This window comes from Senimuribacter intestinalis, from assembly GCF_943192965.1.
In the GTDB taxonomy this organism is placed as follows: domain Bacteria; phylum Bacillota; class Clostridia; order Peptostreptococcales; family Anaerovoracaceae; genus Senimuribacter; species Senimuribacter intestinalis.
In genome coordinates this window covers 262,739-279,388 of sequence record NZ_CALPCF010000001.1, presented here as the reverse complement: position 1 = coordinate 279,388, position 16,650 = coordinate 262,739, and the positions used below count along the sequence as shown (strand labels likewise).

35 protein-coding genes are annotated in these 16,650 nt (G+C 41.2%); 27 read left to right on the top strand and 8 right to left on the bottom strand.

Annotation, left to right across the window (positions count from 1 at the left end; translation table 11 throughout):
* From NFR88_RS01550 to NFR88_RS01530, 5 genes are all read left to right on the top strand, one after another.
* Positions 1–1,140: an isocitrate/isopropylmalate family dehydrogenase gene (locus tag NFR88_RS01550; protein ID WP_251613013.1), complete on the top strand. Its 1,140-nt coding sequence runs from the start codon at positions 1–3 to the stop codon at positions 1,138–1,140.
* An 85-nt stretch (positions 1,141–1,225) separates the two neighbouring features.
* Complete coding sequence (locus tag NFR88_RS01545; protein WP_160200655.1) at positions 1,226–1,747, top strand: DUF1836 domain-containing protein; 522 nt, start codon at positions 1,226–1,228, stop codon at positions 1,745–1,747.
* 69 nt (positions 1,748–1,816) lie between these two features.
* Positions 1,817–2,203 carry a spore coat associated protein CotJA gene (locus tag NFR88_RS01540; RefSeq protein ID WP_243150976.1) on the top strand — a complete coding sequence of 129 codons (387 nt, stop codon included), beginning with the start codon at positions 1,817–1,819 and terminating at the stop codon, positions 2,201–2,203.
* A complete protein-coding gene (locus NFR88_RS01535) occupies positions 2,200–2,448 on the top strand; it encodes a spore coat protein CotJB (protein WP_160200654.1) in 249 nt (82 codons plus the stop codon). Before NFR88_RS01540 ends, NFR88_RS01535 begins: the two co-directional genes overlap by 4 nt.
* A 1-nt stretch (position 2,449) precedes the next feature.
* Entirely contained in the window at positions 2,450–2,563 is a 114-nt protein-coding gene (locus NFR88_RS01530; protein ID WP_465250571.1) for a manganese catalase family protein, read from the top strand.
* 1 nt (position 2,564) lies between these two features.
* Here the strand turns inward: NFR88_RS01530 and NFR88_RS01525 are convergent, their stop codons facing one another.
* The 4 genes from NFR88_RS01525 to NFR88_RS01510 all read right to left on the bottom strand — a co-directional run bounded on the left by NFR88_RS01525 (position 2,565) and on the right by NFR88_RS01510 (position 6,331).
* Entirely contained in the window at positions 2,565–4,001 is a 1,437-nt protein-coding gene (locus NFR88_RS01525; RefSeq protein ID WP_251613010.1) for a recombinase family protein, read from the bottom strand.
* A gap of 33 nt (positions 4,002–4,034) precedes the next feature.
* Positions 4,035–4,352, bottom strand: coding sequence for a BRO-N domain-containing protein (locus NFR88_RS01520; protein WP_251613007.1), 318 nt, complete (start codon positions 4,350–4,352; stop codon positions 4,035–4,037).
* 90 nt (positions 4,353–4,442) lie between these two features.
* Positions 4,443–5,645, bottom strand: a complete 1,203-nt coding sequence (locus NFR88_RS01515; RefSeq protein WP_251613004.1) for a DUF4236 domain-containing protein — start codon at positions 5,643–5,645, stop codon at positions 4,443–4,445.
* Positions 5,646–5,803: 158 nt separating this feature from the next.
* Positions 5,804–6,331 carry a helix-turn-helix domain-containing protein gene (locus NFR88_RS01510; RefSeq protein WP_251613002.1) on the bottom strand — a complete coding sequence of 176 codons (528 nt, stop codon included), beginning with the start codon at positions 6,329–6,331 and terminating at the stop codon, positions 5,804–5,806.
* Between the two features lie 158 nt (positions 6,332–6,489).
* On the opposite strand from NFR88_RS01510, the gene NFR88_RS01505 reads away from it, so the two are divergent.
* Positions 6,490–6,687 (top strand): helix-turn-helix domain-containing protein, encoded by a 198-nt coding sequence (locus NFR88_RS01505; protein ID WP_251613000.1) that lies wholly within the window; start codon positions 6,490–6,492, stop codon positions 6,685–6,687.
* 49 nt (positions 6,688–6,736) lie between these two features.
* Complete coding sequence (locus NFR88_RS01500; protein ID WP_251612997.1) at positions 6,737–6,925, top strand: hypothetical protein; 189 nt, start codon at positions 6,737–6,739, stop codon at positions 6,923–6,925.
* 19 nt (positions 6,926–6,944) lie between these two features.
* Here the strand turns inward: NFR88_RS01500 and NFR88_RS01495 are convergent, their stop codons facing one another.
* A complete protein-coding gene (locus NFR88_RS01495; RefSeq protein WP_251612996.1) occupies positions 6,945–7,208 on the bottom strand; it encodes a hypothetical protein in 264 nt (87 codons plus the stop codon).
* Between the two features lie 133 nt (positions 7,209–7,341).
* Here NFR88_RS01495 and NFR88_RS01490 point away from each other — a divergent pair, with 133 nt between their 5' ends.
* The gene (locus NFR88_RS01490) at positions 7,342–7,542 is read left to right on the top strand and encodes a hypothetical protein (protein ID WP_251612994.1); all 201 of its coding nucleotides are present in this window, start codon (positions 7,342–7,344) and stop codon (positions 7,540–7,542) included.
* Here the strand turns inward: NFR88_RS01490 and NFR88_RS15155 are convergent.
* Complete coding sequence (locus tag NFR88_RS15155) at positions 7,518–7,940, bottom strand: DUF2513 domain-containing protein (protein WP_371874422.1); 423 nt, start codon at positions 7,938–7,940, stop codon at positions 7,518–7,520. The two genes, NFR88_RS01490 and NFR88_RS15155, sit on opposite strands and share 25 nt — an antisense overlap.
* Between NFR88_RS15155 and NFR88_RS01485 the strand changes: the two genes are divergently transcribed.
* Positions 7,850–8,218, top strand: a complete 369-nt coding sequence (locus tag NFR88_RS01485; RefSeq protein ID WP_251612992.1) for a hypothetical protein — start codon at positions 7,850–7,852, stop codon at positions 8,216–8,218. The two genes, NFR88_RS15155 and NFR88_RS01485, sit on opposite strands and share 91 nt — an antisense overlap.
* Positions 8,219–8,704: 486 nt before the next feature.
* Positions 8,705–8,884: a hypothetical protein gene (locus tag NFR88_RS01480; protein WP_251612990.1), complete on the top strand. Its 180-nt coding sequence runs from the start codon at positions 8,705–8,707 to the stop codon at positions 8,882–8,884.
* Between the two features lie 12 nt (positions 8,885–8,896).
* On the opposite strand, the gene NFR88_RS01475 is transcribed toward NFR88_RS01480, so the two are convergent.
* Positions 8,897–9,721 (bottom strand): DUF4393 domain-containing protein, encoded by an 825-nt coding sequence (locus tag NFR88_RS01475; protein ID WP_251612986.1) that lies wholly within the window; start codon positions 9,719–9,721, stop codon positions 8,897–8,899.
* 208 nt (positions 9,722–9,929) lie between these two features.
* Positions 9,930–10,352: a hypothetical protein gene (locus NFR88_RS01470; protein WP_251612984.1), complete on the bottom strand. Its 423-nt coding sequence runs from the start codon at positions 10,350–10,352 to the stop codon at positions 9,930–9,932.
* Between the two features lie 116 nt (positions 10,353–10,468).
* Here NFR88_RS01470 and NFR88_RS01465 point away from each other — a divergent pair, with 116 nt between their 5' ends.
* The 17 genes from NFR88_RS01465 (at position 10,469) to NFR88_RS01390 (ending at position 16,622) form a co-directional block, all read left to right on the top strand.
* Entirely contained in the window at positions 10,469–10,618 is a 150-nt protein-coding gene (locus NFR88_RS01465; protein WP_251612981.1) for a hypothetical protein, read from the top strand.
* Between the two features lie 206 nt (positions 10,619–10,824).
* On the top strand, positions 10,825–11,076 hold the full coding sequence (locus tag NFR88_RS01460) for a hypothetical protein (protein ID WP_251612979.1): 252 nt from the start codon (positions 10,825–10,827) through the stop codon (positions 11,074–11,076).
* A complete protein-coding gene (locus NFR88_RS01455; protein ID WP_251612977.1) occupies positions 11,076–11,441 on the top strand; it encodes a hypothetical protein in 366 nt (121 codons plus the stop codon). Before NFR88_RS01460 ends, NFR88_RS01455 begins: the two co-directional genes overlap by 1 nt.
* Positions 11,438–11,833, top strand: a complete 396-nt coding sequence (locus NFR88_RS01450; RefSeq protein ID WP_251612975.1) for a hypothetical protein — start codon at positions 11,438–11,440, stop codon at positions 11,831–11,833. Before NFR88_RS01455 ends, NFR88_RS01450 begins: the two co-directional genes overlap by 4 nt.
* Positions 11,830–12,189: a hypothetical protein gene (locus NFR88_RS01445; protein WP_251612971.1), complete on the top strand. Its 360-nt coding sequence runs from the start codon at positions 11,830–11,832 to the stop codon at positions 12,187–12,189. The genes NFR88_RS01450 and NFR88_RS01445 overlap by 4 nt, the downstream gene beginning before the upstream one ends.
* Positions 12,155–12,286 carry a hypothetical protein gene (locus tag NFR88_RS15010; protein WP_285813805.1) on the top strand — a complete coding sequence of 44 codons (132 nt, stop codon included), beginning with the start codon at positions 12,155–12,157 and terminating at the stop codon, positions 12,284–12,286. Before NFR88_RS01445 ends, NFR88_RS15010 begins: the two co-directional genes overlap by 35 nt.
* 201 nt (positions 12,287–12,487) lie before the next feature.
* The gene (locus tag NFR88_RS01440) at positions 12,488–12,823 is read left to right on the top strand and encodes a hypothetical protein (RefSeq protein WP_251612967.1); all 336 of its coding nucleotides are present in this window, start codon (positions 12,488–12,490) and stop codon (positions 12,821–12,823) included.
* Entirely contained in the window at positions 12,811–13,209 is a 399-nt protein-coding gene (locus NFR88_RS01435; protein WP_251612964.1) for a DUF551 domain-containing protein, read from the top strand. Before NFR88_RS01440 ends, NFR88_RS01435 begins: the two co-directional genes overlap by 13 nt.
* Positions 13,206–13,694 (top strand): TRM11 family methyltransferase, encoded by a 489-nt coding sequence (locus NFR88_RS01430; RefSeq protein ID WP_251612959.1) that lies wholly within the window; start codon positions 13,206–13,208, stop codon positions 13,692–13,694. The genes NFR88_RS01435 and NFR88_RS01430 overlap by 4 nt, the downstream gene beginning before the upstream one ends.
* Positions 13,691–13,876 (top strand): hypothetical protein, encoded by a 186-nt coding sequence (locus NFR88_RS01425; protein ID WP_251612957.1) that lies wholly within the window; start codon positions 13,691–13,693, stop codon positions 13,874–13,876. The genes NFR88_RS01430 and NFR88_RS01425 overlap by 4 nt, the downstream gene beginning before the upstream one ends.
* Complete coding sequence (locus NFR88_RS01420) at positions 13,869–14,060, top strand: hypothetical protein (protein WP_251612953.1); 192 nt, start codon at positions 13,869–13,871, stop codon at positions 14,058–14,060. The genes NFR88_RS01425 and NFR88_RS01420 overlap by 8 nt, the downstream gene beginning before the upstream one ends.
* Positions 14,057–14,353, top strand: a complete 297-nt coding sequence (locus NFR88_RS01415) for a stage V sporulation protein S (protein WP_251612950.1) — start codon at positions 14,057–14,059, stop codon at positions 14,351–14,353. Before NFR88_RS01420 ends, NFR88_RS01415 begins: the two co-directional genes overlap by 4 nt.
* Positions 14,340–14,555, top strand: coding sequence for a YdbC family protein (locus NFR88_RS01410; RefSeq protein WP_251612948.1), 216 nt, complete (start codon positions 14,340–14,342; stop codon positions 14,553–14,555). Before NFR88_RS01415 ends, NFR88_RS01410 begins: the two co-directional genes overlap by 14 nt.
* A 140-nt stretch (positions 14,556–14,695) precedes the next feature.
* Complete coding sequence (locus tag NFR88_RS01405; RefSeq protein WP_160201867.1) at positions 14,696–15,502, top strand: rolling circle replication-associated protein; 807 nt, start codon at positions 14,696–14,698, stop codon at positions 15,500–15,502.
* Between the two features lie 28 nt (positions 15,503–15,530).
* The gene (locus NFR88_RS01400; protein WP_251612945.1) at positions 15,531–15,950 is read left to right on the top strand and encodes a hypothetical protein; all 420 of its coding nucleotides are present in this window, start codon (positions 15,531–15,533) and stop codon (positions 15,948–15,950) included.
* Between the two features lie 63 nt (positions 15,951–16,013).
* Positions 16,014–16,184 carry a type II toxin-antitoxin system HicA family toxin gene (locus NFR88_RS01395; RefSeq protein ID WP_251612942.1) on the top strand — a complete coding sequence of 57 codons (171 nt, stop codon included), beginning with the start codon at positions 16,014–16,016 and terminating at the stop codon, positions 16,182–16,184.
* Positions 16,185–16,226: 42 nt separating this feature from the next.
* Positions 16,227–16,622: a type II toxin-antitoxin system HicB family antitoxin gene (locus tag NFR88_RS01390; RefSeq protein ID WP_251612939.1), complete on the top strand. Its 396-nt coding sequence runs from the start codon at positions 16,227–16,229 to the stop codon at positions 16,620–16,622.
* Positions 16,623–16,650 lie beyond the last annotated feature (28 nt).

Sequence of the window (16,650 nt, the reverse complement as noted above, 5' to 3'; positions counted from 1 at the left end):
ATGGATACATATATTGAAAAAGCCTGCGAGCAGTTTCGTACACTGCTTTTGGAACAGCTTGCGCGAACAGAAAAAATGGAAACCAGCAGTGTACCTAAGGATTTTACGTCTATGGAGAAAATAACCATTGGCATTGTTGGTGGTGATGGAATAGGACCTATTATCATGGAGCAGGCAGATAGACTTCTGAACAAGGTGCTGGCTGAGGAAATCGCAGAAGGACGTATTGTGCTGAAAAAAATTGACGGCCTGACTATTGAGAACAGAATGGCGCTTGGAAAAGCTGTGCCGGAAGATGTCCTTGCAGAAATTAAATCCTGCGATGTGCTGCTCAAAGGACCGACTACTACACCAAAGGGCGGCACTTTGGAAAGTGCCAATGTTACTCTTCGTAGAGAATTAGATTTATATGCTAACGTTCGCCCGGTGCAAGTACCAGAAGAAGGGATTGACTGGATTTTCTACAGAGAAAATACGGAGGGCGAGTACGTTTTGGGAAGCCGGGGCGTTGAAGTGCCTGGCAAGCTTTCGATGGATTTTAAAGTAACTACAGAGCCTGGAACCCGCAGAATTGCAAAGGCTGCCTTTGAATATGCCAAGGCAAATGGAAAAGGCTGTGTAGCAATTGTGACCAAGGCAAATATCATGAAAAAGACGGACGGCAATTTTACTAGAATATGTCATGAGGTGGCGGCAGAATATCCAGGCATCAAAGCGGACGACTGGTACATCGATATTATGACTGCTAACTTAGTGAACAAGGATATCAGAAATCAGTTTCAGGTATTTGTGCTGCCAAATCTTTACGGTGACATCATCACCGATGAAGCAGCAGAAATTCAGGGTGGCGTAGGTACTGCAGGAAGCGCAAATATGGGCGACCAGTACGCCATGTTTGAAGCCATTCATGGCAGCGCACCGAGAATGATAGAGGAGGGTCTTGGCGATTATGCCAACCCGTCCAGTATTTTCAAGGCTGCAGAAATGATGATTCGGCACATCGGATTGACAGCTAAGGCAGACAGGCTGGCAGCTGTATTGGAAGAATGCAGCGAAAAAGAGAAGAAAGTAGTGGTAACTGGTTTTGCTTCTGGGGCTACCTGCAAAGAGTTTGCCGATTACGTCATGAGCAAGCTGTAAAATATCTTGCAAAATTCTTATAAACGTTTTAAAATATAGTGAAATAAAATAATGAAAATGACGAAACACGATATGGAGAAACGGAATGGAAGAATTAAAGCTATTTAAAGAGCAGCTAAAGAATATGCGTCCTGAGGGCTGGGACCAGATTCCGGATATTGATCTTTATATGGATCAGGTCATCAGCTATATGAGCAGGCAACATATCGGGCTTGAGCCTTTAGGCGATGAGAGTTTGACTGCAGCTATGATTAATAATTATGTGAAACATGGGCTGCTTCCAAGGGCAAAGGGAAAGCGGTACAGCAGAGAACATCTTGCCTATCTGACGGCAATCTGTCTTTTAAAACAGGTGCTCAGTGTCAGTGAGACGGGAGCCCTTTTGGAGAAGGAGATGGAGCACAGCGATATCCGAACATTTTACGACCAATATCTTGAGATTTTAGATGAAACTTTTACGGAGACAGCAAGCAGGCTTTGCGAAGAAGAAAGCAAGGAAAGTCTTGCTGAGCTGGCACTGACCATGGCGGTAGAAAGCTATGCAAAAATGCTGGCATGTAAAAAGATTCTGAAGGAGATTGCTCCTGCACCTGAAGCGAAAAAATAGTCACAAAAGAAGAATCCCTGACATAGTATAAAGTATCTTACTGTGAAAGGGGTTTTTCTTTTGAATAAAATGGAGCCTTATATTGGTATGCCGATTATTTTAGGCGAATCGGACCTTTGCGGCACTTGTGACTGCGATAAACCGGCTTGCGATGAAACGCCGCCGACGCCGCCGCAGGGACCTGTTGCGCCATCACCACAACCACCGCAGCCGTCAGAGCCGTCACAGCCATCGAGACCGCCGCAGACATCTGCATGTATGCCATGTCTGTACGATGACAGCTGTCAGAACTGCAGTGTGCAGCCGCCGCAGCAGAAAATGATGCTTGCTATGGCATATGTGCCTTGGCAGAGATGGCAGAATCCGTATGAATACGAAGAGGGTCTGAAGGCAGGAACGATTTTCCCTGACCTGAATTTACCGTTTCTGGGCGCACAGGGAGGTATGAGAAGATGACGAGAGAAGAAGCAATGAGACAGGTGCAGATGTATGACTTTGCACTGATTGATACAGGACTGTTCCTTGATACCCACCCGACCAACAGGGAAGCACTGGATTTTTATGCGAGTACAAGAATGCGGTATCTGCAGGCTGTGGAAGAGTATGAGCAGCAGTTTGGTCCTTTGACTGCGCAGGATACCAACACCGATAACGGCTGGGCATGGGTAGAAACACCTTGGCCGTGGGAAATGGAGGATTAGTATGTGGACTTATGAGAAGAAATTAGAATACCCTGTAAAAATCAAAAATCCAAATCCGGCCATGGCGAAGTTTATTATCAGCCAATATGGCGGTGCATATTGCTTTTGCATATGATTTACAGACGAAAAAAGATTTTTAACGATTTTTCACCCTTGAAAAACGTTGAAAAATCAACTATTTCAGCGATTGCGACATTCTTTTCGTTAATTGTATAATCGCTCCTTATAAGGGATAAAATGTCAGAAATGGTAGACTTAATTTCGGGAATGGTTTTCAAATTTTGGTTAGATTCAGCTTCTTTTTTTAGTTCTTTGATGCGGTCAATCTCCGCTGTGATACGTTTTTTGTTAAAGGCGTACTCATCTACAGTATCAATGCCTTCCATGTAGGACATTTTTACGCGGGCAAGCATAGCATTCAGCTTATCGAGCTCTTTTTCAAAATCGGCAACAGCCTCCGGGTTCTCAACAGGGGTTGATTCCTTTATGAACTCATCGGTAACAACGACACTTTCCAGCGCAGAAGTGAAAGCTGCTTCCAGCTTCCTTGCGCTGATGTAATGGGATTTATCGCATTGCCCTTTAGCGTACTTGTAGCACTGAAATCCATTATGCGCCTTACTGTAGGTCAGATTAGCGCCGCAGTTACTGCAGCGGACAAGCCCAGAAAGCCAGTGCCCTTTTACATCGTTGGGCTTTGCGTATTTCTTCCGGTTCTTCTTTCGCTTCTGTAAAAGCTCCTGTGCTTGCTGAAAAACATCTTCTGAAATAATTGGCTCAAAATCGCCCTTCCTGATGATAGTATCCTCCGAGTCGAAAATTCGTTTACTCAAGGTAATTCCGGTCGGCGTCCAGCGTACATAGCCGCAGTACATCGGATTATGCAGGATATATTCGATACCGCGGTTGTCAAATTTGTTGCCGCGGTGCGTCCTAACGCCGCAGTCGTTCAGATGTGCGGCAATGGAAAGGATGGATTTGCCGGAAATGAAAGAAGAGAAAATCCATTTTATCCATTTGGCTTCCGGCGGAACAATCTGCATAGTCTCGTGATGTTTTTTGCTGTATCCAAAAGGCGCAATGGTTTGAACCATACCTTTTTCAGCAACGAGAGTCATTTTGGTTTTCACTTCGTGGCTTAGCTGGATAGAATAGAACTCGTCAAACCATTCGATATTACGCTCAATCAGAGAGCCGAAGATATTGTCGCCGACATCTTCACTGATAGAAACGACATCAATGCCACATTCTTTCCGGAGCAGAGATTTATATACGATACTCTCCTCCTGATTACGGGCAAAGCGGGAAAATTTCCACACTAAAATAATATCGAAAGGTCTTTGTTTAGACTTAGCAACAGAAATCATGCGCTGAAACTCCGGTCGCTTATCTGCTTTGCGACCGCTGATTCCAGCGTCAGTAAATATGTAGTCCGGATCCACCAAGATATCGTTCCGTTCTGCATATTTTTTTATTTCGTTCAGCTGAGACTCCGGGCTGTGCTCAGTTTGCTCGTCTGTTGAAACACGGATATATACTGCAGCAGTTTTCATGTTTACCCCTCCTGATTAAATACTATGAAAAAACTATGAAGTTCTATTCTTCCTCTTGCCATCTGCAGCTTTCAATCTCAACTGGTGACAATTTGTCACCAGTTCACTACCTTCTTCTTTTAGACGTTGCTTTAACTTATTCCAGTATTTCCGTCCGTCAGAACTCCCCGTCAGCACTTGCACTACATCTACAATGGAAAAATACCATTCCTCTTCTTGTTTATGCCATAGATAGCGGATATTATCATTGAGAAATTCGAATTCACCACTACCCAAATCAATTAGAGGCTGTTCGACAGTCATTTCTTTTGTTTCATTCGTTTCTTCATCAAAATAGAAAAAGAACCACATAATTTATACCTCCCAAATTTTTGCGAATCATATTAAAAAAGGCGAATGTTTTTGTGATAAACTTGGGCATTGCATCGCCGTCATTTTTTATCAGTAACATCTTTTACATGGTTCGTATCCCATTTGTTTAGCTTCATCAAGTGTCACTTTGCTAGGACTGCTCATATTGCTACAGCTTGAATTACGATGGTATTTTGATCCTGATTGAGGGATATAAACGTAAGTTGCTTGCGTAGATGCTTTATCCTGTCGCTCTTTCTCTTGCTTTTCTTTTTCTATCTTTGCTTGTTTTTCTGCCTCTGCCTTTTTAGCGGCTTCTTGTTCAGCTTTTTTTATAGCTTCTTTATCAACAACAATAATTTTTATCTTTTTACTTACGCGCTTACCTTCTGATTCTATGTATACGTAAGCTTCCCCTTCTGCATGTGATTTGATTTTTCCGGATACAGCATCACCAGAAATTGATACAACATCAGGGTCGGAACTTTCGAAGGAAAGATTTTCATTGCTGGCCTCTTTTGGGTAAACAGTAAAATATATATCTTGTTCGGTATTGATATCCATTGTTCTTTCTGCAATCTGCAGTTTGACCTCTTCTACTGGTATCGTGGAAGAAGGCGCGATCATGAACACCAGAAAACTTGATATTGCCAGTGCAATTGATATTTTTTTTATTCGCTTACTTTTTGTTGAGGACACATTTGAAGCGATTGTCTTTTCCTTCGCGCGTAATGTGCCGCAGTACGAAAGACCAGCAAGCCCCACAAATAGAAAGGAAAGAGAAATATCTTCTAAATTAAAGCCGCTATCGAAACAAATTGCAATACCGGCAACAGCGATTACACAGCAAAAAACCATCAGAACACAAAACAGAAATCTTGATACAGGAAACTTAGAATTGCCTTGAGAAGGAAGAGAACTGTTTGCATTTTCGCAAGCTGCTGTTTGTGATACCGGTTTCTTTTTAGTTGCAGTAGTATCGGAAGTGCCGCGAGAAGAAGCAGATGAACCGATTTGTTTTGATTTTGTATAAGATAGTCCGCTGCCAGGGATTCCAACTGTGGTAGTTTTGCGCCCCTTCGAATTTACTGTAACATGTGCTCCTTTCGTACCGACAGAAACACCGACGCTTTTTTTGTTAAAATTAACCTTTACACCAGGTGCGATTTTGATACTTTTTCTAAAACGTAGTCCCATTTTATTATCCTTTCGTTTACTTAGATTATGATGAAAAATAATAGTGCCAATTTTTACAAATAGAAAAACGATACGTGTTGATTTATAATTATACATGCGCCCACAAATTTAAAAAGTGAGGCAAAACTATGAAAAAATTATACAAAGATTTAGGAATCGCCAACGCGAACATATTTGCAATATACGAAAAAACAAAAAACGTTATTACTTATAATACCACTTCTGCGGAAGGGGCGAATCTAATAGTTGTAGTATCATAATTTCATAACCATTTTTAAACTATTCTTTTCGGTGGGCGCACAATTTTCCTTCTCCTCTTTTTCGCGCGCTGCAATACATTCTTTACGCAGTCTATCAAGCTGTATTTCAATCTCTTCGGGGGTCTGGTAATCTCCTGCTACTCCTAAAGCGTAAGAAGATATCTTACCTCTATTCCGCGTATCGCAATCTAAGAAATTTTTTAGAAGTGATAAAGCCTCTTGTTGGATATCCTCGGACTTATCCTGCAACAAAGTGGCGATATTGGCAGTAATAGATCCTGATGATGAAGAGGGGTTAGTGTCGTTTTCCCAACCCATTATCCATTCGGGATCTACTTGTAGTGCACTTGCAAGAATTTCTAATCTATCCAAAGGAATGTTCTTGATGGCACCGGATTCATACCTTTGCAAAGTGGATTTGCTCATATGCGTTAAATCAGCAAGATCTTGAAAAGTATAGCCTAATTCAAATCGTCGTTCCTTAATTCTGTTGATAATTTCTTCCATAGAAATATTGTTCATATTAATCCCTCCGTATAATGCATATCACTATAATACACCATTCGGGTTAAACACGCAACAAGAAAATAAAAAAAGTTGCGTAAATGGGTTGACAAAAATAAAATGGAGGTTTAATATTATAATATCCCAAATACGCAACAATGGAAGGAGGGTGCAAAATGAACAAAAATCTATTGCGTGGAAAAATAGCAGAGAAAGGATACAATCAAAAACTTCTAGCCGAAAAGGTAGGAATGTCTTCGAATTCTTTGAGTAGAAAGATTTCTGGAAAGAGAGAATTTACTTTATCGGAAATGATAAGCATTTGTAAAGTGTTAGAGATTGATGACCCAAAAGCTATTTTTTTTAATCGATAAATCCCAAATGTGCAACAAATGGATAAAATAATTTGAAGAGGAGAGAAAGATGGACGCAATGATAACCGCTATTGAAAACGCAATACATGAAAAGTATGAAGAAATAAAAAAAGAGTCGGGCGTACTTACAAGTATCGACGAGATTCACAGACAAATTAGATTTCGCAACCCCGACCTTGCAGAGCACATAAAGAAAAGATTCCTTGAACTTGCGAAACAAAACGGCGATTTGCTGTAAAAGACAAATCGCCAACATGTTACTCGGTAATAATCTTGATAATGCTAATCGCGTTATAAACGCATGAAAAATCATTGTTCAAATAAAAGAAATTATGTTGCGTAAGCACATCGAGCAGTGAAGGAATTAATCCGTTGCTGGTATGATACCAAACTTCAACGGGTTCTCCCATTGCTGCAAAACCAGAGGAAGTGTCAGATTTACATACAACTGGCGTAATTAAATCGCCCTCTTTCACTTCGAGAACGGTTTTATCAGAAAAAAGAATTGTAGCTTTGTGCATTTGTAAACCTCCTTTCTATTGTACTCAGCTGCGGCAACAGCCTGTACAAAAATTATAAAGGAGATTTGCAGGAAAGTAAACAAAACTATTTACAAAAAACAAGAGGAGAGATTCGGAGAGGGAGGTGAAGGCGATGGACACTAAAATAGAATCCGCCATACATAAGTTGAAACTTGCACAAAGTGGAGGGACACTACAAGTGATCCTTGATGACTTTGCGGTCAAAGGAGTGCAGGAATATGAACTTTATGGACATGGCGGATACGCAACACTATCACTAAAAATCATGGTAGAGAAAGTAAAAGTGGATTATGGAAGCAGCGAAGATATGTAATTTGATGCGATACTTGAAAGAACTTCCAAGGAAGTACAACCGATTTTAGCGGCAATTTCCTTGATATGAGTCCAATTATTATCGTTTCGAATCTCTGCGATAAATTCGTGTCCATATGGAGTGAGATCCTTGACCACACAATTATCAAGAACATAGTCGGTATCCATATCAATCAGACCTTCGTCGTGACATTGTTTGATATGATAACGAATTTCGTTTTCGGAGAAACCCGAAAGTTCGGGACATGCATTTACTGATAACAAAGATTCATCTTGAGGTTCATCATACAGGAAATCATCATCAAGAGATGAAAACCGAAATAGATAATATCCTTCTGGACTCTGAGAGGACTCTACACACAAGAGAATCGCACGAATACAATCTGGATTTAGACGCATATAAGCCCCTCCTTTCTGTCGTACTCGGCTGCGGCAACAGCCTGTACAAAAATTATAAAGGAGAATTGCAGGAAAGTAAACAGAACTATTTACAAAAACAAGAGGAGAGATTCGAAGAAGGAGGTGAAAGAGTGACAGCGAAATTTGGCGTTCTTATAGTATCAACTGTTTCGATCGTAGGAGTAAAAATAATGTCAATTTTGATGCCGGAAGACAAGTGGATATATACAACATATGCAGCTGGGATAAACGCAGCGTTTATCATGCTAATTCTTTAGCCAAGAGTACTGCGAGATCCTCATATTCACTCAGAGCATCTTCCCATCTGTATTCAGAAACAGCAGCATTAAGTTTTAGAAGATGCTTGTGTGCGGATCTGGGAAAAACTTGGAAGGCAAGCGCACAATACTTTGAATAACCGGATAACAATTCATGAGTAGGATTCATCAAGCATTCGCCGAGATGCATTAAAGTTTGCTCTCGAAGTTCAGCTAAATGCTTGGCGGTCTCATATTCTCTGGCTTGGACAATTTCAAGTTTTTGATTTTGGTATGATGACAGTTATTAATAATTGCTGTAAGAATTGGAGAAATGATTGCGCATAAAGCAATAATCACGGATACGGTAACGGTTAAATCAATATTAGGCATAGTTGAAATTCCTCGACTTATAATACTCGGCTGTAGCAACAGCCTGTACAGAAATTATAACGAAATTGACGGAAGAAGTAAAGATATTCCGAAGCGGGAGGGAGGTGAAACGGAATGACACCATTTATGTGTATAGCAGCGATGATAGCATATCTAATTCTTTGCTACAAGGGCATAGATATCTACTTTGAACAGAAAAAAGAAGCTACACCAAATGATAAATTTCAAATGAAATGCAGCTTCTTTGCGGGTTGGTTAATATCGACAGCAGTTGCAATGTATTACAGCATTTAACAAATCATAGAACTAAAGACAAACTTTGCAAAAATATTCGCCGTAATCAGTAAGAGAAGCCGCCATATAAATGAAGCGAACAGAGTACTCGTCAGAATATTCATATTCGGAAAGAAGTCCATTAATGTAAGGATCTGACTCATATTTGCTATATCGGTTGAAATCTGCTATAAGAGAATTTTCTGGCACGGTGATTAATCCAAGTCGAAGTAGATCGTCAAAAAGAACAGATATATTTTCTTCGGTGAAGATAGTTTTTTCTGGACTTGAATAATAGTAGGACTTTTTCACTTGATATTCGGCAAGAAGGTCACTACAAAAGACCTCATCGTTACCCGCAAGCTGGGAATTTTCTATAGTTGCAATTCGCAGTACTGGTAAATCGTTATACGTACCAGTCGGAGATACGAACTCTTTTAATAATAGTGCATCAAGTGGGGACATCTGCTTTATGACTTCAACGAAAGAATTTTGTATGTAGTCCTGAAAGGCTAAGTTCATTGAATTTGCAATTAAGGTTGCAAACATGTCGCGCAGAGAGTTTTCTTCGAAGTAATACTTTGAGGCTTCTAGTGCGGGACCAACGATTGAGAGTTTAGGTTCGCAAAGGTCTTCAACCGGAATGACGGAAACCTTTTGATTTAAGCTGTTCTTAAATTCTTCTAGGTCATGAGCCCATTTGAGTTTGTATTTTTCTGCAATGGGGTCAAACCTGCCAAAAGTTAAAGTCCAAATAGCGCTGAGGGTGTTACCCACACTTTCGGCAATAGGAAGTAGGAGAGCATTAGCTGATTCAGTGAAATCTGCTTTTTCGCTGGAAATAGGGTTAAAATTCAAAATAATCACATCCTTTCAAAGAAATTATACCATAAATCATATTAATTTGAAAGACATATAAAAAAGCCAATTATAGAGGGAGATGAAACAATGGACTATGAGAAAGAAATTAGAGAACTGAAGGCTAGAGTAAAAAGACAAGAAAAGAACTTAAAGTTGTTTTCTTGGTCCGCATTAGGAAATGCAATCACGATAGTTATATTAGCGATTAATCTAATAAGAGTGGTAATCCTATTGAGATAAAGCTGCTAATAAGGATGCCAGAAACAGTAGCGATAAATGTTGCAATACCAATTTTCAATGCCAGATTGCCAGCTTTAGAATCTTCCTTGTGCCATTCTTCGGATTTTTGCACGGATTCAGCAAGTATCTGATTAGCAATCTCTTGCTTTTCAGCAAGAGCGTCCAGCTGTTCAGAAAGAACTGCATTTAGCTCTTTTGTAGTAGAGAGAAAAGTTTTGAATGCCTCTGCAGTGACGAGAGCAGACGGGTCCAAGAAACAATACTTAGAGCTGGATTCAGTGGGGGAATTCGAAAATGTAGTGAGCTGTTTAATTGCTTCATTTTGAGCCTTTACAGCATCGCGAAAACTTCTGGCTGAATTGGCGTTTATAAAATCGTTTTTATTCATGGTAGAACCTGCCTTTAAAAAGTAATGATAGCAATATTATACCATAATGGCAGTTAGAAACAAGGAAGAATAAGACAACCATTACAACACATAGTTTTAGAAAGGAGGTGCGAAGTATGGCGGCGTTAAAAGTTGAAATCTACATAAATGGAAAACCAATTGAAGACTTTGAACAAAAGGAACTTGAAGAAGTGAAAGTAAAACTTACTCGGAAAGCGATGGAAGCCATAGGCTTCACACCTCTTACAGAAGAAAAAAGGAGCTGAGAACGTGCCGAGAAAAAGTCATCGCCGGCGCAGGAAGAAAATTGGACAAGTACCAGCGCCGGCAGAAACACAAACCGAAGCTGAAAAAGAACAAAATCAGCTCAGGTTCGAGAGCGCACAAAGAAAACTGGACAAGCACTTGCGGGGGAGAAAGACTCCGTCGCGTGACGGCGCTATAAAGCTATTAAGGCTGAAAGGAAGAACAGATGGAACAAGAAACAGCACAAATGATTGAAGAAAAGCGGCGTTTTGTGAAAGGGATAGAATTCCTTTTATCCCTAGACAAAAACAGCATGGTAGACAGCCTCATATACAAGTTTGATATGCAAGACGAAGCCGGCGAAGTTTACGATGAATATGTTGGAGTCGCCTGGGAAACAGGTGGCGCTAAAAAACTACTGGTAACAGGATATAGCAATGGAGCCATACTAAAGGAAATTATAAAGGAGGTTTACTGATGGATACATACCAAGGAATGTGCAAGTATTGCGGAGAAATAAAACCGATTATGGCAGAAAGTCAAGACGCGGCAGATGAGAGAGTCAGCAATGAATGCTCCTGCGGCGGTGCAAAGCTGGAAGGAATCAAAGCAAGACTGATGGCAAACATCAATTTTATCTCAAGGGAAAATAAGGACAAAGCACTATCCCAGCTGACAGAAGAACAGGTCAAAATGCTTAAGAGAGCCGCCATTGAAATCATAAGCGACAAACTAGATAAAGCCATCTTTAATTTTGGGAGCTCCAAAGTAACGATTTGGAGTACCGGAGAGAAGTTCAAGGTTAAGCGAACCGCGACCAGAGAGGAGATAGCAGAAGCATGATAGACGAAAAATACTACCTATATGCAGTAGAACAAATGGACCGTGCGAAAAGAGAGAAGAAAAAACACAACGGCTGGAAAGACAAAGCCGACAGAGTCTGCTTTTACAGTGGCAGACCTTGCGCAGAGCGCCATGAGGTATTCCCGGGAAGACCTAACCGGCAGATTAGCATTGCGCATGGTTTTCAGGTGGACCTTTGCCCGGAGAAACACCGGGAACTGCAGGAAAACATTATGCCTTGGGCGAAAGTAGAGAACCAGAAGTGGCGCGAAACCTACGAGCGAGCATACATTGACCGCCTAATAGACGAAGGAGCAAGCGAAGAAGATGCGTTGGAAAGCTGGATGCGGCTCATCGGCAGAAATTACATAGAGGAGTTGACACCAAAATGATACCATGCCCAAAATGTGGAAATCTTGATTATCATGCAGCCCGGCAGTGTCCACAGTATGACGGTGCGCCGGTCTGTACCAGGTGCTGCATGGAATGTACATATTACGAGCACGGCGCTATGCTTTATCCTTGCAGATATCACGTACATAATCCCAAGCCAGATTACCGCGGCGAAATCGAAAAACTCAGCAGACAGATTGAGACAAAAGAACGCCAGATTAAGCATTTTTACCAAAACGACAAGCCTTGGATTGCGGAAAAAATCGAAAGAGAAACAAGCTGGCTTTGGGGACAGAAGCGAGAATGGGAGAGAAAACGAGATGAAGAAATTAAAAAGGCTGGCACTAAAATATGACGCAGCAGCCTACATATATGCGGTGTGCACATTGCTGATTACCGCATCACCGATCATTACCTTGTGGTTGCTCCTTTACGGTGCCGGCTGCGAATAGGAGGAGACAATGAAAAGACTATGGAAAAGAATCAGAGAATGTCCAGCGTGCCCACTGCACGTAAAATGCTATAAACGCGGACACTGGCCTTGCGGGAATAAAACCTGCTTTATGAGAAAAAGACCCGCAAAAGCGAGTCAAGCCGTTGAGTAGGCACTGCAATACCTACTCTTAATTTACCACAAAATGAGGAGAAAAGCAATGAATTTGAAGCATAAAATCAACCTGAAAGAATTTTGCCGAGAAGCAAGCGAAGCCGGCTGTGAAATCATGCAAAGCGGCAGAAGCCGCTGCTTTGCAGTAAGTCCAAGAGAAATTATCATCGTAACAACCATAGGTGCTATCAGGGTACCGGTGGAAAACGCACAACGCTTTCTTGCAGACTTCCGGGTGGTAATTGAAACCGCTTGCCATATGTGGGAAGAGCTATCTTTAACGGAAAAGAACCAGCTGGCAAAAGAAAAACACATGACCTACGGCGAACTGCAGCAGGTCATGTACATGCTGAAATTAGGAGGAAAGCAATGGAGCGATTAACACGAAGAATGGACGATGGTTCGGCGGTGATTATATTACATGCTACCGTATCAAAGAAAGCAACCATCTCAATTACTCAAGAGCAAATGGACAAACTGGAATCCGCAGTGGAACGCCTTGCAGCCTATGAGGATACAGGACTTACACCGGAGGAAATCATGGACGGCAAAATGCTGACTGGCTGGATACCATGTAGCGAGAGACTGCCGGAAATGTTTTGCACTGTTTTGATAACTGCAAAACTGCCAGAAGACAAAGAATCGCTCGTGTATGAAGGCGCAAGAACAGGAAAGCGATGGGAGTTGGATGGCGTGGCAAATCCTGAAGATTACATTGTATCAGCATGGCAGCCACTGCCTGAACCGTGGGAGGGAGCAGTAAAATGACAGGAAAGAAAATACTTGATGTGTGTTGTGGGAGTAAAATGTTTTGGTTTGACAAAGACAATGCAGACGTGGAATTTTGTGATATTAGAAGGCTAGATAGAACAGAGTACTACCCTGGCCGATACATAGAAATCAAACCTGACACAGTTTGTGATTTTACGAATTTGCCTTTTGACGGCAATAGCTTTTACCTTGTTGTGTTTGATCCGCCGCACTTAACACAGTGCGGCGACAAATCAATCTTGAAAATAAAATATGGCAAGCTGGAAGGAGATTGGGAGAGTATCTTAAAGCGTGGATTTAATGAATGCATGAGAGTTTTAAAGCCGAACGGAGTTTTGATTTTTAAATGGAGTGAGGTACAAATTCCATTGAGTAAGATTCTTCTGCTGTTTGGCCAATCACCTTTATTCGGCAACAAAGGACAAAGGGGGAAATACAATAAAACGCACTGGTTATGTTTCATGAAAGGAGAACAGAAATGAATAAATGTATGGCATCAGTAGATGGAATTTGTAGAAATATTTATGCATTTGGGATGAAATGCGATGGCTACAGTAGTGAGTGTAAATTAAGACCGCATTATTCAAACTTAGAAAAAGCAACAATGGCCGTAATAGAGTCTATCAGAAAATCTTTTGGATTAAAAGGAGATAAGAATGAATAACATTTTGATGATGCCACTGCAGGAAAACGTACCTGCACCAAGACATGATGACTGGAAACCAGCGGTATGCCCTATATGCGGCGCAGACTGCTGGGAATCAGGACAAGCCAGAATCTTAATGCAAAAAATGCCGGGCATATTAAAAGCTTGTACAAATTGCGCATTGAAAGGAGAAGGAAAATGAAAGTCAAAGCAAACACAAACGTGAATAAATTAGCAGGTGCTATTGCAGGAACAGTAAGAGAGGAAGGAAAGGCGGAATTACAGGCTATTGGTGCGGCAGCGGTAAACCAAGCAGTTAAAGCAGTGATCACTGCAAGAGGTTATTTAATACCGTCTGGAATCGATATTGCGATAACCCCGTCATTTCAGGTTACTGAGACGGAAGGTCGAGAAACCACAATCGTCCACATGTACATCACACCGAATTATAAACAAGAAACAAAGAAGGAGAACGGCGAAGATGGGAATCATTAACTTTGAAATCGTAGAATTGATTGCGAAAATCGGAGAGGCTGGAAAATGGAACCTTGAATTAAACCGCGTAAGCTGGAATGGTAAACCTCCCAAATATGATATCAGAGCATGGTCAGAAGACCATAGTAAATGCGGCAAAGGCGTAACGCTGACGGAAGAAGAGGCGAGAGCATTAAAGTACGTGCTCGAAGGGATTGTATAAATTCCTACATTATATATAAGAAGAAACAAGCCTGGGACAAGCCCTAAAAGCAGTCCCAGGCATACCTATAGGAAAAAAAGAACAGGGAGTAAAAGTCTCCCTTTAAACCTTGATTAGAGTATTAAAGTTAGGAGCAAAAGATGAAAGTTGTCAGAGAGACCTGTATAGCGGGAAGAGTGATTGATGTGACAGTCAGAGTTCCGAGTGGACGCCATACAGAGCCGAGAGCAAAAAAAAGAACTGTGACTGCTGAAAAAGTACAAAAGAATAACGACAGAATGGCAATTAAAAAGCTGGCAAGAATCATCAATGCGAATTTTGATAAAACATGCTGGCATGATACTATGACCTATGCGGGAAATCCGTCGCCGGAGGAAGCAAAGAAAAAACTGGATCGGTGTTTGGGAAGAATTAGGTATCGCATGAAAAAAAGAGGACTGAAATTCAAGTGGGTAGTCACAACAGAATGGCAAAACAGCAAGCTCCACCATCACCTGATAACCAATGCCCCAGTAGAGATGGTTAGAGAATGCTGGAAAGAAGGGCACATCCTGCCAAGACCATTCGATGAAAACCCCAATTATTATAAATTAGCAGAATACATAATCAAAGAGACTTCTAAAAGCTTCAGAGAAAAAGAATCTCCGTTCGGAAGCAGGTATAGTCATTCGAGAGGTCTTATTATACCGACACCAAACATTGAAGAGGTGGACGAGAGACAGCTGTTTGCAGATCCAAAACCGAGAGAAGGATATTACATAGATTGGGATACCGTAAGAAGATTTGAGCATCCCATAACAGGACTAGAGCACCTTGAGTACATGATGATATCGATAGACGAAGAACCGAGGATCAAGAAGTATTACAAGGGAAAACCTAAAAAGCGGGAAGAAAATTACCGACAGTATATCAACTATGAAGAGGAGCAGCAGAGCCTATGGAAATAGGCTTCTTTGCAGTGCGAGGAGGGGAGTTATGACAAAACAGGAACTGAGCAGTTATTTCTGGCTAAAGAACGAAATTGCAAAACAAGAAAAACGCAAGCAGAGGCTGCAGGAAAAGCTGACTCGTAACACAAACGAGGCGGCCAGTGACACTGTAAGAGATTACCGCAGCGGGAAAGGCATACCTGTAAGGATTGAGGGAGTGCCAGCAGAAGAATTTTCACTACCCATCATGATACGCATACTTGAAGAGGAAATCGAAAAGAATATCAAAGAGTCTGAAAAAGCAGTCGTAAAAATAGAAAAGTATATTCAAAGCATAGAGTCTCCACAAATAAGAGAGCTTTTAAGAAGCAGATTCATTGATTGCTTAGACTGGAAGGGAGTAGGGGAACGGAATTATATAAGTCCGGATCATGCAAGAAGATTAATAAGAAATTTCATAAAATAATTACGAAAAACACTTGACAAATACGTATAAAACACGTATAATATAAAATGTAAGGAGGCAGAAATGAAGAAAAGAGACTTAGAAAAGAAACTGAAAAAAGCCGGATGGCGCTTCCTGAGAAATGGAGGTGAGCACGATATCTGGACTGACGGAAAGAATGTAGAAGCTGTGCCGAGGCACAGAGAAATCAATGAAACTACAGCGAAGGGAATCATAAGGAAATGGGGACTATAAAGTCCCCAACCCTAGCGCATGAGATAGAGGAGGTAAAATTTTATGAAAAAGGCTTATAAAGTTGCGTTAATTCCAAGTGAAGGCGGTTATGTTGTATATGTGCCAGCTTTCGATGGCTGGACGCAAGGAGAAGATATAGCAGACGCACTATATATGGCGACGGATTATATCGAACTTATGGGAGTGACCAAAGAAGACCAAGGGGAGATTATTCCAGAAGACGTACCATATAAAGCAAAAGATGGGGAGATTGAAAGCTATGTTTGTGTGGATTTTGCGGCATACAGAAAAAAGCTGAGCAATCTCAAAGTAAAGAAGACATTGACTATTAAGTCTTGGCTCAATGATGCGGCTGAAAGGGAGGGTATTAATTTTTCCAGAACCCTTGAAGAGGCACTGATAAAAGAGTTAAAACTAGAAAGTCCAGCAAATTTATAAAAGTTGCCCGGTTTTGCCCGCTTTTTTT